Source organism: Pseudomonas sp. GW460-LB5 (assembly GCF_059423245.1).
Genome location: NZ_JBWKXT010000095.1, coordinates 1 through 14,291 on the forward strand (window position 1 = coordinate 1; position 14,291 = coordinate 14,291).

11 protein-coding genes and 1 pseudogene are annotated in these 14,291 nt (G+C 58.7%); 5 read left to right on the forward strand and 7 right to left on the reverse strand.

What is annotated here, in order from left to right; all coding sequences use genetic code 11:
• Positions 1-252: 252 nt before the first annotated feature.
• From AC07XM_RS29815 to AC07XM_RS29830, 4 genes are all read right to left on the reverse strand, one after another.
• Positions 253-585: a DUF2790 domain-containing protein gene (locus AC07XM_RS29815; protein WP_004574339.1), complete on the reverse strand. Its 333-nt coding sequence runs from the start codon at positions 583-585 to the stop codon at positions 253-255.
• Positions 586-730: 145 nt separating this feature from the next.
• Positions 731-3,880 (reverse strand): efflux RND transporter permease subunit, encoded by a 3,150-nt coding sequence (locus AC07XM_RS29820; protein ID WP_004374632.1) that lies wholly within the window; start codon positions 3,878-3,880, stop codon positions 731-733.
• Positions 3,877-5,337 carry an efflux RND transporter periplasmic adaptor subunit gene (locus AC07XM_RS29825; RefSeq protein ID WP_102690187.1) on the reverse strand — a complete coding sequence of 487 codons (1,461 nt, stop codon included), beginning with the start codon at positions 5,335-5,337 and terminating at the stop codon, positions 3,877-3,879. Before AC07XM_RS29825 ends, AC07XM_RS29820 begins: the two co-directional genes overlap by 4 nt.
• A complete protein-coding gene (locus AC07XM_RS29830; protein WP_102690186.1) occupies positions 5,334-6,596 on the reverse strand; it encodes a TolC family protein in 1,263 nt (420 codons plus the stop codon). Before AC07XM_RS29830 ends, AC07XM_RS29825 begins: the two co-directional genes overlap by 4 nt.
• A gap of 705 nt (positions 6,597-7,301) precedes the next feature.
• On the opposite strand from AC07XM_RS29830, the gene AC07XM_RS29835 reads away from it, so the two are divergent.
• Together AC07XM_RS29835 and AC07XM_RS29840 are read left to right on the forward strand one after the other, a co-directional pair.
• A complete protein-coding gene (locus AC07XM_RS29835; protein WP_004574341.1) occupies positions 7,302-8,036 on the forward strand; it encodes a helix-turn-helix domain-containing protein in 735 nt (244 codons plus the stop codon).
• Between the two features lie 73 nt (positions 8,037-8,109).
• Entirely contained in the window at positions 8,110-8,964 is an 855-nt protein-coding gene (locus AC07XM_RS29840) for a sterol desaturase family protein (protein ID WP_024616835.1), read from the forward strand.
• Between the two features lie 29 nt (positions 8,965-8,993).
• Here AC07XM_RS29840 and tnpC read toward each other — a convergent pair whose 3' ends face one another.
• The 3 genes and pseudogenes from tnpC to cadR form a co-directional block, all read right to left on the reverse strand.
• Positions 8,994-9,356 (reverse strand): Tn3 family transposase post-transcriptional regulator TnpC, encoded by a 363-nt coding sequence (tnpC, locus tag AC07XM_RS29845; RefSeq protein ID WP_004374622.1) that lies wholly within the window; start codon positions 9,354-9,356, stop codon positions 8,994-8,996.
• Positions 9,356-10,864, reverse strand: a pseudogene (locus AC07XM_RS29850) (Tn3-like element ISPa42 family transposase); the annotation flags it as partial. The pseudogene AC07XM_RS29850 and the gene tnpC, both read right to left, overlap by 1 nt.
• Before the next feature lie 86 nt (positions 10,865-10,950).
• Positions 10,951-11,358, reverse strand: a complete 408-nt coding sequence (gene cadR / locus AC07XM_RS29855) for a Cd(II)/Pb(II)-responsive transcriptional regulator (protein WP_009403731.1) — start codon at positions 11,356-11,358, stop codon at positions 10,951-10,953.
• A gap of 95 nt (positions 11,359-11,453) precedes the next feature.
• On the opposite strand from cadR, the gene AC07XM_RS29860 reads away from it, so the two are divergent.
• Genes AC07XM_RS29860 through AC07XM_RS29870 form a run of 3 tightly spaced genes read left to right on the forward strand, consistent with a single transcriptional unit; the run spans position 11,454 to position 14,177 of the window.
• Positions 11,454-12,350: a cation efflux transmembrane domain-containing protein gene (locus AC07XM_RS29860; RefSeq protein WP_004364974.1), complete on the forward strand. Its 897-nt coding sequence runs from the start codon at positions 11,454-11,456 to the stop codon at positions 12,348-12,350.
• A 3-nt stretch (positions 12,351-12,353) separates the two neighbouring features.
• Entirely contained in the window at positions 12,354-12,866 is a 513-nt protein-coding gene (lspA, locus tag AC07XM_RS29865; RefSeq protein ID WP_003821921.1) for a signal peptidase II, read from the forward strand.
• Positions 12,867-12,887: 21 nt separating this feature from the next.
• Entirely contained in the window at positions 12,888-14,177 is a 1,290-nt protein-coding gene (locus tag AC07XM_RS29870; protein ID WP_102690185.1) for an ISL3-like element ISPpu12 family transposase, read from the forward strand.
• Positions 14,178-14,291: the final 114 nt, after the last annotated feature.

The following is a 14,291-nucleotide window of genomic DNA, read 5'->3' on the forward strand; positions in this document are numbered from 1 at the left end:
TCTGCTTCATCAGGCGTCTCGGCGGTTGAGATCAGACATTCTGCCAAATCTGGAAGTCCTCTTCAGAGTTTCCCTAACAGGGTTCTGTTATTCATAAATGCTCCTGATGTTATTGGCAGTTGTCATTGTGTGGTCGCATATATGTGCCAAGCGCGCCGGGCATAGCCAGGCACGCCTTGGTCATATTTCCACATGCCAAATAACGTCAGGGTGACTTGGAAATTACATTTCAGTCAGCGCGATGTCATTTATCTAGTTTTGATTACGGCAACCTGTCCCGGCTGCCCGGTATTCAAGAATATTCAGATCGCCATTGGAGTCCTCGTAGGTCATCTGGGCCGGCATCACACCGCAGCTAGAGTCCGTCGGGGTAGTGGCCACGACCCTGGCGATATCGAGTTTCATGCCGTAGCGGTAATGAATAACTTCAGGCGGATTCTTTCCGTTAGCGGCAGCATACTCTTGCATGGCCTGCTCATTGGCCTGAATCATCCGACCATAAACACGATCAGCGCCGCCTTCTGCCAGAGTGGCAGAGGAAACAACCATAGCGGCAAGGGCTGCAATAACTTTGAGGCTTTTCATGTTTAATCACTCCTTCAAGGTGGTGATTAAAATATATCCGCTCAACCTGTCATAAAAATGAAGTCAAAGTTACATCGCCGTAATGCTTCCTGCCGCGTTACCCGGGCGAGTCAGCTTGGCGCGTGGCTTGCCCGGGTTTGTAAAGCTATAGCTCCTGCGGTGCGCGAACCTTCTGTGTACGCTGCCTTCGCATCAGCCAGTACGCGGCCGGCAAAACCAACATGGACATCAGCGGCGCGGTAATCATGCCGCCGACCATGGGCGCGGCGATGCGCTTCATCACCTCAGATCCGGCACCTCCGCCCCAGAGGATTGGCAACAGGCCGGCGATGATCACGGCCACCGTCATCACCTTGGGCCGCACGCGCAGCACTGCGCCTTCACGAATTGCCTCCAGTAGTGCCGGGTCACCGCTGCGCCCGGCATCCATACGTGCATGCCAGGCATTCTTCAGGTACAGCAGCATGATCACCCCAAATTCCGCCGAGACGCCGGCCAAGGCGATAAAGCCGACCCCAGTGGCAACCGACAGGTTGAAGCCGAACCAGTAGAGCAGCCAGATGCCGCCCGATAGGGCGAAGGGCAGGGTTGCCATGATCAGTAGGGCCTCACCGAAGCGGCTGAAGGTCAGGTAAAGCAGCACGAAGATGATCAACAAGGTCGCCGGTACCACCCAGGCCAGCCGTGCATTGGCGCGCTCCAGGAACTCGAACTGACCGGAGTAGGAGACGGTCATGCCAGCATCGAGTTGTACCTGCTCAGCTACGCGTTGCTGCAACTCGCGCACGGTCGATGCCAGGTCGCGCCCACGGACATCGACATAGACCCAACCGGACAGACGCCCGTTCTCGCTGCGCAGCATTGGCGGCCCTTCGGTCAGACTAACCTGGGCGACGGTGCCCAAGGTGATCTGCTGGCCGGCTTGCGTGAGGATCGGCATACGCCGTAGTGCCTGCGGACTGTCTCGCCACTCCTTGGGATAGCGCAGGTTGATCGGGAAGCGGGCCAGTCCTTCAACCGTCTCACCAATATTGCTGCCGCCGATGGCGCCCGATACCACCGCCTGCACATCGGCGATGCTCAGGCCATAGCGCGCCGCGGCCAGTCGATCGATCTGGATGTCCACGTAACGGCCGCCAGTAAGGCGTTCTGCCAAGGCCGAACTCACCCCAGGCACCTCTTTGGCCACGGCCTCGATATCGCGCGTTATGCGCTCGATGTCGACCAAGGAGGTTCCGGACACTTTCACCCCAATGGGGCTCTTGATCCCCGTCGCCAGCATGTCGATGCGGTTGCGGATGGGCGGCACCCAGATATTGGACAGCCCCGGAACTTTTACCGCGCGATCCAGTTCCTCGATCAGCTTTTCGGGTGTCATCCCCGCGCGCCATTGATCGCGTGGTTTGAACTGCACCGTGGTCTCGAACATTTCCAGCGGTGCTGGATCGGTGGCGGTCTCTGCTCGCCCGGCCTTGCCGAATACCCGTGCCACTTCGGGCACCGTGAGGATCATCCGGTTGGTTTGCTGCAGCAGCTGGGTGGCCTTGCTGGCCGGCAAGCCGGGCAGGGCTGATGGCATGTACAACAGGTCGCCCTCGTCCATCGGCGGTAGAAACTCTCCTCCGAGTCTGCTGAGGGGCCAGAGACTGGACAAAAACACTAGCAAGGCCAGCGCTAGGGTCACCTTAGGCCAAGCCAGCACCCACTCCAGCACCGGCCGGTATGCACCGATCAGCCAACGATTCAAGGGGTTCTGTTGTTCGCTGGGGATATGCCCACGAATCCAATAGCCCATCAGCACCGGTACCAAGGTGATCGAGAGGCCAGCAGCGGCAGCCATGGCATAGGTCTTGGTGAATGCCAGCGGGCCAAACAAGCGACCCTCCTGGGCCTCCAGGGTGAAGACCGGGAGGAAAGACAGGGTGATGATCAAAAGGCTGAAGAACAGCGCCGGCCCGACCTCGGCCGCAGCTTCGCCGATCACCCGCCAGTGCGCCTCGCCCTGAAGCGGTTCACCGGGGTGTCGAGCCTTCCAGGCCTCGATGTGCTTGTGCGCGTTCTCGATCATCACCACGGCGGCATCGACCATGGCGCCGATGGCGATTGCGATCCCGCCGAGCGACATGATGTTGGCATTGACGCCCTGGTAGCGCATGACGATGAAGGCCATCAGGATGCCCAGGGGCAGGGTGATGATCGCGACCAGCGACGAGCGCAGGTGCCAGAGGAAGATCAGGCAAACCAGGGCAACCACCGCGAACTCTTCCAGCAGCTTGTAGCTGAGGTTATCGATGGCGCGGTCGATCAATTGCGAACGGTCATAGGTGGTGACCACCTCGACGCCGGCCGGCAAGCTGCCCTTCAGGCTGTCCAGCTTGGTCTTCACCGCGGCGATGGTATCGCGGGCATTCTTTCCGGAGCGCAAGATGACCACGCCACCTACAACTTCACCCTGGCCATCCAGCTCGGCAATGCCACGACGCATCTCTGGCCCCAACTGAATGGTGGCCACCTGACCCAGCAGCACCGGAACTCCGCTGGCCGAAGCCCGCAGCGGCACATTGCGGAAATCCGCCAGGCTCTCTAGATAGCCTGAAGCCCGGACCATGTACTCGCGCTCTGCCAGCTCCAGGATGGCGCCGCCGGTTTCCTGATTGGCGCTCTTCAGCGCCGCTTCGACCTCCTGCTGAGTTACCCCATAAGCCACCAGCTTCTGGGGATCGAGCAGCACTTGGTATTGCTTGACCATGCCGCCGAGGGTGGCCACTTCGGCTACGTTGGGCAGGCCCTTGAGTTCGTACTTAAGGAACCAGTCCTGCAGTGCCCGCAGCTGGGCAAGATCATGCTGGCCGCTGCGGTCGACCAAGGCGTACTGGTAGATCCAGCCCACGCCGGTGGCATCCGGCCCAAGGGTGGTGGTAACACCCTCGGGCAGGCGTTCCTGCGCCTGGTTGAGGTACTCCAGCACCCGCGAGCGTGCCCAGTAGAGGTCGGTATCGTCCTCGAACAGCACATAAACGAAGGAGTCGCCGAAGAACGAGTAGCCGCGCACTGTCTTCGCCCCCGGCACCGAGAGCATGGTGGTGGCCAGCGGGTAGGTCACCTGGTTCTCGACAATCTGCGGTGCCTGCCCGGGGAAGCTTGTGCGGATGATGACCTGGGTGTCGGACAGATCCGGCAGTGCATCCAACGGCGTGTTGCGCAGCGACCAGATGCCCAGGGCGGTGATGAACAGGGTCGCCAGCAGCACCAGAAAGCGATTGCCGATAGACCAGTGGATCAGGCGTGCGATCATGGCTGGTCTCCTTCCTTGCTGAGCTGCTCGATCATCAGGCCGGAGTTTTTCTGGCGGGCGCCGATACGTACGTGATCTCCTGGCTTAAGTCCCACAGCTACTTCTGAGCTGACCAATGGAAAAGCCATGGTCATACCTGGCATATTCAGGCTCTCGAAGGGCCCGTGCTCCAGGGTGACTGACTCCGCGTCCAGAGCACGAATCACACCATGGGCCTCATGTAGTTCCTTCTTATTGTCCTGCTCGGCATGGCTGGCCATGACACCCTGTAGGCTGGCCTCCGAATCGATGAGGAACTGGCCGGAGGTAACGACCGCCTGACCCTCCTCAAGACCGGACAACACCTCCAGACGCCCATCAGCCTCGCGGCCCAAGGTGATTTCCTGGGGGCGGTAGCGTCCGTCGCCTTCGGCCAGCATCACCAATGCACGCTTGCCGGTGCGAATCACGGCTTCACTCGGCACAAGAAGCGTGGATTGTTCGACGGCACTGTTCAGGCGTACGGCGGCGAACATGCCGGGGCGCAACTTACCGGCAGGGTTGGGTAGCTCGCTGCGTACCGTGAGCGTGCGCGTTTGCGGATCGGCACTCGGCAGCAAGGCTATGACGCGGCCCAGCAGCGGTCGATCAGGAAAGGCCGTCAGGTTGGCGCGGATCTCGTCCCCGACCTGGATACTTCCGGCCATGGCCTCGGGTATCGCCGCATCGAGCCAGACACTGGACAGCCCGTTGATCAACGCCAGATCCTGCCCGGCTTCAACGGTCATCCCGGCGCGTACCTGCAAGGCTTGGAGCTCGCCGCTGATAGGTGTGGTGAGGGTTTGCACTGCCCGCGGTTTGCCGCTGCGGCGAACCTGCTCTATCAACGCTTGTGGCATGCCGAGCAGGCGGAGGCGCTCTTGGGCCGCAGTGATCAAGCGGGCGTCACCGGTACGCAGTACCGCGAGGAACTCCAACTGCGCGGCGGACCACTCGGGAATCAGCAGGTCGACCAGGGGTGTTCCAGCTGGCAGTACATCGCCAGGGGCACGCCCGTAAACCCGCTCGACGAATCCGCCAGCGCGGGCCTGGAGGTTCGCTACCTCTCGCTGGTTATAGGCCAGGGAGCCGACCACCTCGATATCCGAGGGCAGTACACCGCGGATCACCGTCGAGGTTCGCATTCCGAGGTTCTGCACGGCTTGAGCGGGGACGCTCAGGACAGACGGATCTTGCTCGGATCCTGCGTATTTAGGGACAAGCTCCATATCCATGAAAGGTGACTTGCCCGGTTTATCGAAGCGCTGCTCAGGCTGCATCGGGTCGTACCAATAGAGCACCTTGCGCTCGTCCGTCGGTGCGGAGCTAGGCAGTAGCTCGTGTTTGGCTTGCCGCTGGGCCAGCCAGTAGCCACCGCCCGCCGCGCCAATGCCCACGGTCAGCACGGCGACCGCAAAACCAAATGTCGATATCTTCATTTCAGGCCCTCCACATAGGCGTAGTACAGGCTTGCGGAGAGCTGGCTCAACTTGCGCTGCTGTTCAATCTGCCGCAGTTGCGCATCAATCAGGTCGCGCTGGGCAGTAATAACGGATGTGAGCTGGCTGTTACCGGCTTGGTAGGCGGCCAGTTCGAGATCGGCACGTTTGCTTGCAAGCGGGATCAAGGTTTTTTCGGTGCGTGACAAGGTCCTGCGCAGTTGCTCAAGCTCGGCAATACCGCCTTCCAGCTCAGCCTGATGGGCGCGCAGTAATGCTTCCTGCTCGGCTTCCATCTGCGACACGCTTTGTTGTCTGGCGTTGATCTTGGGCCCCTGACGTGTGCCTACGAACAACGGCAGGTCGAAGGTAAATTGCACCATCACCATATCGCCGAATTGGTTGTCGCGATTGTTGTAGGCAAACTCAACACCCCAGTCGGGGGTCTTCTCGGCGATGGCCTCGTTCAGCTCGGCGCTAGCCTCGCCGACTCGGGCGGAGGCAGCGCGCAACTCAGGGTGTGAGGCAATGCGTTGCTGCAGGTGCGGTACCACCAGGTTCAGATTGGGAACACCTCCTTGCAAAGGCTGGTCAGCCTCGTTGCCTATCCAGCGGCGCAGCTTGGCACGAGCTACTGCCACATCGCGATTCAGTTCATCTCGCCGATCTTGTAACGCCAAAGCTTCCTGGTCGGCCTGCAACAGCTCGCCAGGCTGAGCACTACCGCCGGCAATCAGCGATTGCACGGTCGAGCGGAGCATCTCGATCTGACGGTCCAGTTGATCGAAGAGGCCAACACTGCGTTCGGCGTAGTACACGTCCAGCCAGCTCACTGCTGTCTGGCGCTTGATCTCCAACTGCATGGCACGCTGCTCGGCCTCGGCTCGGACAACTGAAGCCTCGGCCACCTGGCGCCGAGCCTGACGCTTGTCACTGTTGGGGACTTCCTGCATGAGCCCAATGCGGCGCATGGTCATGGAGTCACGATTAAGTGTGTAACGGTCAGGGCCTTCGATCGGCAGGTTGTCGATGCCTAGAATCAGCTTGGGATCGGGCAGGGCGTCTGCGGGCCCTACAGCCTGTTGTGCCGAAGCCACCTGCGCCTGGCGCGCGAGGTTCTCAGGGGCACTCTGCTCGGCCAGAGCTTGGGCTCGTTCGAAGGTTAGGGGCTGCGCCTGCGCGGCAAGCCAGGGAGCTGCCCAGAATGCGGCAGCCAACACACCGAGATAGCCACGGCGTGGAAAAAGGAAAGCGGACATGCTTTCGCCTCCAATGCGATTGATCGAGGTCGCAGCTACGAAACGTGGCCGCGACGATGCGCCTGACTGTAAGGCGCGGGATGATCACTGCATTAGACGAAACGAGGAGGGCGCCAGAGTCCTGCTGGCTCTCGCTTAATCACCGACTGTGTCAGCAATATTTCGGGGCGTGAGGGAAGAGGGGATATGCTCTTGATCACATTGGTCTGGAGAAGTCCTCCGGTCTTGCATTCCTGGCCGGATTTGCAGGGAGACTTATTGGCCACCCCATCAGACGTGTCCATTTGCTCGCAGCACGGAGCATCGGCCGTTGCATGGCCCTGATGATCGGCGCTCTGCATCGGGCAAGGTTGTGCCGGCATGCTGAAAGCCATACCGCCGAAGGTCGGCAGCACGAGGCTAGCAATCATTACCAGGATCAATCCAATCCGACGCACAGCAATTCACCAAGCGGGGCTATAGGGCGACTATAGCAGATTGCCTCGAGGCATGAGCGCTCCTTTTGACGATAACAGCACTTCGTTGATTTGGATCAAATAGAGTGTCTAATCTCAAAGGGGGAGCTGATTTTGTAGCGGGTGAGATTTCAATCGAGCAAGCGATAGAGTTCAGGCCAAAGAGGATTCTATAATCACTCTATAATTAGCTATAAAGCTCATTAGTGCACAAAATGCAGCTGGATGTGGAACCCTGAGGTGCCGCTGAATGAACGCAACGCAGGGTATCGGCTGGCATGGCAGAGCCTGGATTTCACCCGGGCTGGGCATTTTTCTGGGGCAGGCGGGTAGCCAAGATTGGCATGGCCACATGGCGCATCAAATTACCGTCAGCTTGAACGGCCGCTTGACGGTGAAGTGTACATCCTCGTCGGTGACGGCAAGGGCCATCTGCATCAGGGCAGGGGTGGCCCATCAGATCGAAGCTGACGAAGTGTTGTCGATCTACCTCGACGCGCTGTCCGATGAGGCGCGAGCACTTCCCGATAACATCGGGGAGGGCATCACTCCGATTCAGATGGGCGATACAGCATCGCTGCGAAAATTGCTGAGCAGCTCCGATCCGTCAGCCCAGCAAATTCGGGAAATGGTGCGCCTTGCTCTCAACCTTACGACTCCGCCGGCCTCCGATCCGCGACTGCAATCGGTCCTCGCTGCGTTAAAAGAGCCGATTAGTGGCAGGCAGGCGTTGGCAAAGCGCGTTCATCTGTCGCCTACCCGATTCTCACATTGGTTCGTCGAACAGACCGGCCTGCCGCTGCGCAGCTACCGGAAATGGAATCGCCTGGTCATAGCGCTCCAGCATATCGCCAGCGGCGCCAACCTGACTGCGGCCGCCCACGCTGCCGGATTCGCCGATGCGGCCCACTTTTCCCGCACCTTCCGCGAACTGTTTGGCCTCGACCCGTCGTCTGCCTTGGGTCATGTCAGTCTGAAAGGCTGAATTCAGCTTTTTCGTTCAAGCGCCAGCACAGGTAATTGGCACAAAGTGGAGTCATCTTAGGGAGGGCTTCACGATGGGCAATTCACTCAGGTTCATGATCCGCTGGCTCAGCTACCCAGCAATCTTTGGCGGGGCCGCAGCCTGGATGATCTGGTTGCTCTACACGGGTATTCCGTATTGGCCCAGCACGCCGATCATTGCCGCCCTAGGGATTCTGCTGGTGGCGTTGCTGGAACGCGTGCAGCCTTTCCGGGGCGACTGGTTGGAGGACCACCAGGATACCCTTACCGATATCATCCATATGGTCGTGAACCTGTCTGTGATCCAGTTTACGGCGACCGTGCTGGCCCGGCTGGGCGATTGGGTGTCCGCAGAGTTCCGTGTCTTCCCAACAGATTTACCGCTGTGGGCTCAGCTAGTCATTGTCGCCGCCGTGCTGGACCTTAGTTTGTACGCCATGCACCGCTTCAGCCATCAGGTTCCATGGCTGTGGCGTTTGCATGAGCCACATCACAGCGCTGAGCGGCTCTACTGGATGAACGGCGAGCGCCGGCACCCGTTGCATGCCGCTATCATGGCAGGGCCTGGGCTGCTCGTGCTCTTTTCGATGGGCACTCCTTCTGCACTCGTGGCCACCTGGTTCGGCATCCTGACGGTACATTTGGCCTTTCAACACTCAAATCTGGACTACTCGTTGGGCTGGCTACGGCGCGTCATCGGTGTTGCAGAAACACACCGCTGGCATCACAAACGCGACTTCGAGGATGCTCAGGTCAATTTCGGTGAGTTCTTGCTGGTGTGGGATCAGTTGCTTGGAACCTTCTATGACAGCGCAAGCAAGCCCGGCAGCGCCGAAGTAGGACTGCGTGACCGGAACTATCCGACAGGCTATGTGGGTCAACTTGTTGAGCCGTTCAGAAGCCAGTAGCTTGCTCGGTGTTGCTGGCGACTAGTTGGTTAATGAGGATCGGCCGGCATGAGTTCAATCAAAGGCCTCAGTTGAGCTCTGACGCTGGCCAGCCAATTGCCCAGTTCCACCAGATCCTCATCAAGCGACTCGGCTTCCTCCCAGATACTGCCGCCTTCCGTCACAGACACCGATAGTGCCGCACCATCGAGCACCGTTTTCGCCATGGCATGTACCCGCAGGAGGCCATCCCTGAGGCCGCCGATGTTGTTCATATCCTTAAGCAGCAGATCCAGCCCATCGACTAGACACAGCAACTGGGTGGTGTCGTAGACGTCATGCAAACGCTCCAGCGCCTCGGCATCTACCTCGCCGTAGGGCGTGACGCGAAATGACGCAGGAGGAATGTTCATCAGGTCATCTCCTCGGTTTCCGCAGTACCGAGCTTGCCAGTGCGGATGGACCCGGCTGCCTGCTGGAACACCGAGTCTTTGATCCAGGGCTCCGGCGGCCGGTTGAGCTTGAGGTTGAACTCGCCGAAACGCTTGACGTTGCTGGTCAGGTAGGGGCTGAGGAAGGACACATCCTCATCGGAGAACTGCCAGCCCTCGCGAGCCAATTTCTGCAGGATCCGCATCATGTCCACAGTGTTCTGCAGGATCAACGACGAGGCCACCATGTCGTTGTAGCGCAGTCGCTTCTGTTGCTCGTCCGGATCGTTCTCGGCGATCACGTCGCCGCCGAAGGACAACCACTTGGAGAATCCGTTGTAGGACTCGATCTTGTTGGTGTTCGCGGTAACCTCCTGGCGCAACTCGCGACTGCCGATCCAGTTGAGCAGGAAGATCGTACGGATCACGCTGCCCAGTGCCTGTGCCGCGTGGTAGAGCTTGTTACGCCGGCTGTAGGAACCGAGTTTTCGCAGCAACATAGGCGAGGAGATTTTGCCCGCCTGGATCGATAGCGCGACCTGCATCAAATCCTGCCAATGGGTTTCAATCAGGTGCCAGTCGGCGGTGTCGGTGAACAGGCGGTTGATATGCTTATACGCAGCGCCGCGATCCGGCCGGCACATCACCAGGTCGCGCCAATTGCGGATGCGTGGCATGAGGTTGATGCCAAGCAGATGAGTGAAGGCGAACACCGTGGCCGACTGGCCCTGGGTATCGGAATACACCGTATCAGCTTCGACGCTGAGATCGGCCTTGAGCAGCCCCTCGATTACATAAATTGCCTCCCAGATGCCCGGGGGGATGAAGTGCTGGAATACAGCGATGTAGTTGTTGGCCACATGCCGATAGGCCACGGCTCCCATCTTGCGGTAGCGGAAGTGGTAGCCGGCCAGCAGGTTGTCGTCATAGAAGTCGAACTGGGTGCCGTCCGCAGCCACCGCCTTGCCATCGCCCCAGAGTTTGGGCAGATCGAGCTGCAGGTAGAGTTCCACCAGCTCGCGGTTAGCCTTGTCCAGTTTCTCCAGCGAGAGGTGACGGCGATTGGTATAGGAAAGCATGTGCGGGGTGACATTACCGGCCAGATGCCGCGCGGCCTGGCTGGGGCCGAGGTTGCAACCCATGGCGAAGATCGTCATCAGGTAGCGCTCGGCAGGTTCTTTGAGCTTTGGCTCGTTGCCGGACATCGGCCCGAAATGTCGAGTGAACTGAATCCAGTGCTCGATGTTGGCCATGATGTCGAGTACGTGCCTGGCCGGCATGCGTTGCATGAGGGCCGTCTGTAGCGAGATGGCCGATGGCGGGATGTCGCGCGCCGTCACTCGGCGCAATACCGGTTCGCCGGCTTCGTTGATCGATACGTCCCCTCGGCAAGAGGGGAATTTGTCATCCAGTTGCTGCGCGGTTTCCTCCAACTGGGTCTTGAGGGAGGCAACAAACTCCTTTGCCGTGCCAGGCAGTTCCATTTTTTGGGTAAGCGGATTAAATGGTTGATCTTACCTTTGCATGAGAGTGAGACAGACCGGCATCTCATCGGATTATCTGGTTGATGCTTCACCTACTGCTGGTGCATGTTTCCTTCGCTAATTCCAGCAAGAACCCCACACGCCTCAACTTCCCGGTCATCGTTGCAACTCGCTCTCAGTGAAACGAGTTGTTTCTCAAGCGCTTGCAGAGCGGTTATCTGCGACCGCACATGAGAGATGTGATCATCGAGCAAGGCGTTGACGGCGGTACAAGGCTGATGAGGGTCGTCCTCATAGCTCTGTAGTTCGTGAATCTCAGCCAGTGACAGGCCCAGGATTCTGCAGCGACGGATGAAGGCCAGCCCCTCACCATGCTTCTCGGTATAGACACGGTAACCGTTGTCCTGCCGATCAGGCGGCGGCAACAAGCCCTGCTGTTCATAGAAGCGGATCGTCTGTGTTTCGACCCCTACCAACTGCGCCAACTGACCAATGCGCATCAGCCTCCTCCCCAACGGATTCTTTACTCTATTGACCTTATAGTAGCTTTATAGTTTTAAATGGTACCACAACATTGTTCAAGTGGAGTCGTATCATGAGCAAATCCTGTGGTGGCGCCTGTGGCGGTGATGCAACGTCCGCAGCGGATACCGATATACAGGCCTCCTCCGAGGCGCCAGGGAGATGGGTCAGTGTTTATGCCGTGCCGAAGATGGACTGTCCATCAGAAGAACGAATGATTCGCCTAGCCCTGAACGGCTTTGAGGAAATTCGGGCGCTGTCCTTCGACTTGTCGAACCGCCGGCTGAAGGTCGTGCATGACGGCGAGGTCGAGCCCGTCACCTCGAAACTGAAGACCTTGGGGCTAGGCGCCTCGCTTCAGGAAACCGTCGCTGCAAATCCGGAGACCATCAAGGCCGCCGAGTTTTCGGCAGCTTCTGCTAAGCAAGAATCCGGGACCCTGCGCTGGTTGCTCGGCATCAATGCACTTCTGTTCGTGGTGGAAATGACTGCCGGTCTGATCGCCCGGTCCACCGGCCTGATTGGAGAATCCCTGGACAATTTTGCCGATGCGGCGGTGTACGGGCTTGCCCTTTATGCGGTTGGACATAGCGTGAAAATGCAGGTACGTGCCGCGCATCTTGCTGGTGTACTGCAACTGATCTTGGCTGTGGGCGTGCTCGTAGAGGTGGTGAGACGCTTTGTATTCGGTAGTGAGCCTGAATCGCTGGTGATGATGGCTATCGCATTCGTCGCATTGATTGCCAATACCAGTTGTCTGCTGCTCATATCCAAACATCGGGAAGGCGGGGCGCACATGAAGGCAAGCTGGATATTCTCGGCCAACGACGTGGTGATCAACCTGGGGGTCATCACCGCCGGCGCCCTGGTCGCGTGGACCGGTTCCAATTATCCGGATCTGATTATCGGCACCATCGCGGGGGGCATTGTACTTAACGGTGCCAGACGCATTTTGGCGTTGAAGGGTTAAATAATGCTCATTATTGGCAAAAAGCTCTCGCCGTATGCCCTATTGTCCATATCGGGCCTGCTGGCAGCGTCTGATCAGGCTGTAAAGTGGCTGGTGCAGCAATCAATGGCCTATGGCGAGTATGTTTCGGTGACCCCGTTCTTTAACTGGGTGCACCTATGGAACACCGGTGCCGCATTCAGTCTTTTTGCGAATGGTGGAGGCTGGCAGCGCTACTTTTTTATCGGAATCGCGGTAGTGGTCTCGATTTTTCTGATCAAGCTGATCCTTGAAAATCGTCATAAAGGAGAAGCCATCGCTTACAGTCTTATCCTCGGTGGCGCCATGGGCAACCTGATTGACCGGGTCTTTCGCGGCTATGTTGTGGATTCCTTTGATTTCTATTGGCGAGACTGGCATTGGCCGGCCTTCAACCTGGCTGATATTGCAATTGTCCTCGGTGCCTTACTTTTCGTTTCCAGCAGCTTGTTGGGTAAAAAAGCAAACACCAATGCCGAGTCGGATGGATCTGACTGACACCTACGCCTATACAACACCATGACCGAACTTCCCGACAACATCCTTCACCTGCCGCAATACCAAGTACTGGGCTGCAAATCAACCGACGACGAAATGCACTTCCAGGTGGACGTGCCCGATCCCATCGCCTGCGAGGAATGCGGCGTGCAGGGTGAGTTCGTACGGTTCGGCAAGCGTGACGTTCCCTATCGTGATCTGCCCATCCACGGCAAGCGGGTCACTCTCTGGGTGGTCCGCCGCCGATACACCTGCCGGGCCTGCAAGACAACATTCAGGCCCCAGCTACCGGAGATGGTGGACGGATTCCGTATGACACTGCGGCTGCATGAGTACGTGGAGAAGGAATCCTTCAACCACCCCTACACCTTTGTGGCGGCACAGACCGGCCTGGACGAGAAGACGGTGCGCGACATCTTCAACGCCCGCGCCGAGTTCCTGGGGCGCTGGCACCGCTTCGAGACGCCCCGCATCCTGGGCATTGACGAGCTATACCTGAACAAGCGCTACCGCTGCATTCTGACCAACATTGAGGAGCGAACCCTGCTCGACCTGCTGGCCACCCGCCGCCAGGGCGTGGTGACCAACTACCTGATGAAGCTGAAAGACCGGCAGAAGGTCGAGATCGTCAGCATGGACATGTGGAACCCCTACCGGGCAGCGGTCAAGGCTGTGCTGCCCCAGGCCCGTATCGTGGTCGATAAGTTCCATGTGGTGCGCATGGCCAACGATGCCCTAGAGAGAGTGCGCAAGGGCCTCAGAAAGGAGCTGAAACCGTCCCAGAGCCGGACTCTCAAGGGAGACCGGAAAATCCTGCTGAAACGCGCTCACGAAGTCTCAGACCGGGAGCGCCTCATCATGGAGACCTGGACAGGCGCGTTCCCGCAACTGCTGGCCGCCTACGAGCACAAGGAGCGCTTCTACGGCATCTGGGACGCCACCACACGGCTCCAGGCAGAAGCCGCCCTGGACGAGTGGATAGCCACCATCCCGAAGGGCCAAAAGGAAGTCTGGAGCGATCTGGTCAGGGCAGTGGGAAACTGGCGCGAAGAGACCATGACCTACTTCGAGACGGACATGCCCGTCACCAACGCTTACACGGAGTCCATCAACCGACTGGCCAAGGACAAGAACCGTGAAGGGCGCGGTTACTCCTTCGAGGTGATGCGGGCACGAATGCTCTACACCACGAAGCACAAGAAGAAGGCACCGACTGCGAAGGTCTCTCCTTTCTACAAGAAAACCATCGGTTACGGACTGCCGGACTTCGCAGAGGAACTCAACTACGGAGTCGATCTATCAACCATCTGAGGGTGGTATCAGATTGATGGGGTGAAGGTGCCCCATCTGAATCGCCCCTGGTTTTCTAGACACTCTCCAAGCTCAGGAAATAGCGTTTCTCATACTCTACTGGAGACAGCTGCA